A 2,218-nucleotide genomic window follows, 5' to 3' on the forward strand; every position below is an offset into this window, starting at 1 on the left:
TCTGACACGATGTCGGCGTTATCGAAGCGCAACGACTCGATGCCGGCGAACTGCTGGTGGAGTTCTTCGCCCAGGCGGCTAAAGGAGAACCGAGACTGCGGATAGGTCAGCGTCGGCTGGTAGTCGCCGGTACCGCTCTCGCGAAAGGCTGCACGGATGAATAGATCGACTTCGGCCTGCAGCTTGGTGCGCTGCTCTACGGTCAGCAGGCCCCGTGGCCACAGGGTCAACTTCAGCGCGTGCTGGGTCTCCGGCATCACCATCACCAGCAGATCGTCGCCGTGGCCATGGTTGCCCTGGTCGCGGATATGGGCGTTGATTTGCTCCAGGTATGTCGCCGCCGGCACGTCCGCGTCGAACAGCACATAGGCATTGGCACTGCCTGGCCCCCGTGGGGCGCCGTGCAGAAAGTACACGCCATCGGGCCGCACGCCCGGGAAGCCGGCGATCATCGCCCGGTATACCGCGTCGGTATGCCACTGGTTGACCGCCGAGAACTGGTTGCGCACCCGTAAACGCAGCTGCTCGTCAGGCTCAGGATCTGCACCTGGTGCAATCAACCAGCCGTCAGCGTTGACCACCTGGGCAATGCCGGCGATCGGCACCGGCAGGATGGCGTAGTAACCCGGGGCCAGGTTGTAGCCGCTGCCCACGTCCTGGGCCTCCACCGGCACTTCCAGCTGCATCAGCCCATCAGCAAAGGTCGCCGCCTGGGTGGTCACCAACTGGTAGATATGACCATTGATCGCGGCCGACTGCACCAGGATGCCGGCGGGCAGCTCCAGGGCGCCACCGGCAACGTCGCGGGTGAACAGCAACACGCCTTTGGCCTTGGTCGCGCCTTTGCGCTCGACGTTGACCGCCCAGGCCAACATGTCCAGCCACTTGCGGACAGCGGTTTTGACAAAGAAGTTAGGCAGCACGGTGTCGCTGACGAAGGTGATCAGCCACATGACCGGCTTGGTCACCAGGGCCGTGATCACCCGCCAGAACGGCGAATAGGCGCTGGTGTTGCTCATCTTGCTCCCCTGGGCGGCGACTTCCTTTTCCCAGGCTTTGCGCAAACCTTCCTCGGTTACCGGAATACCGGACTCTGCCAGCGCCTGTTTAAAATCAACGTCGCTCACAGGGTCACCTCGATGTCGCCAAATTTCAGGGTTTTAGCCGTGACCAGGTACTGCCCGGTTTGCACCTGGTTAATCAGGGCGGTACCGGGCACCAGGCGTTGATCGGCCTCCACCAGCAGCTCCAGTTGCTGGATGCAGTCGCGTTGACGCAGCTTGCTGCGCTCGGCCACCAGCGTTACCAGCAGGCCGCTTTCGCGGATCATGTGCGCTATGTCCTGGGCGATGCTGGCCCGGTCATCAATCAGCAGCGGCTGACGCGACGGATCCAGCGCCAGGTCGTTGTCGATGATCAGCAGGTCAATGTATTCGCTCATCCCCCCACCGCCATGGCCAACATGCCTTCCAGCTCCAGCGGGTTCATTTGCTTGCCGGTGTTGATGGTGACGCTCTCCACACGAGTGCCCTTGTTCTGGGTTTGGTTGTTGTTCTGGATGCTTGCCAGCAGACCGCCCCGGGGCACAGCGTCTGGCCGTTTCGGTGACAGGCTGCCCACGGCACCATTGATACGCTGCTGGCTTTGCTCGGCCTGTTGCATAGGTGGCGGCGCCATTACCAGAGCCGGCGGTTGACGCGGCGGTTCCAGGGCAGCGAGTGGCTGCGCGATCGGCGCCGGGCCTTTCGGTACCGGGGCCAGGACCAAGGCCGGTGCTTGTGCCTGGGGCTGCAGGGCGTTGAGGATCGGCGCAGGTTGTGCCGGCACCTTCGACGTGGCCGCCATCACCAGGGGCGGCGCCTGGATTGGCTGCTGGGCGGCGCCCACCAGTTGGGGCAGCAACGGCGCCTCGACCTGGGGCGCACTGATACCCGGCATTTGCGGCGGTGCCGGCATATCCCCGAACGCGGCGTCGATCTGCACGCCCGGGATCTTGTTCAGCATCTCGATCAAGCCATTGATGGCCTGTTTAAAGATGTTGACGATGCCGTCCCACGCCGCGCTGGCCATGCCCGCCCAGCCGCCCATAGAGCCAAACCAGTCAGACAGCGCGGTCAGTTGCCCGCTGACCCACTGGAACGCCTCACTGTTGAGTAGCGCACTGGTCCACTGGTCCCAGTAGATGATCGCCGCCGCCACGGCCGCGACCAGGGCAACG

General features: G+C 63.8%; 2 protein-coding genes and 1 pseudogene. All 3 read right to left on the reverse strand.

Annotated features, from left to right (window positions below; all coding sequences use genetic code 11):
• Positions 1-1,127: baseplate J/gp47 family protein (locus H097_RS24320; RefSeq protein ID WP_032863000.1), on the reverse strand; the 1,127-nt coding region annotated here is incomplete at its 3' end.
• Entirely contained in the window at positions 1,124-1,441 is a 318-nt protein-coding gene (locus H097_RS24325) for a DUF2590 family protein (protein WP_032863002.1), read from the reverse strand. The genes H097_RS24325 and H097_RS24320, both read right to left, overlap by 4 nt.
• A pseudogene (locus tag H097_RS28345) lies at positions 1,438-2,218 on the reverse strand (phage tail tape measure protein); the annotation flags it as partial. The gene H097_RS24325 and the pseudogene H097_RS28345, both read right to left, overlap by 4 nt.

The organism is Pseudomonas sp. FH4 (assembly GCF_000510915.2).
Classification (GTDB): Bacteria; Pseudomonadota; Gammaproteobacteria; order Pseudomonadales; family Pseudomonadaceae; genus Aquipseudomonas; species Aquipseudomonas brenneri.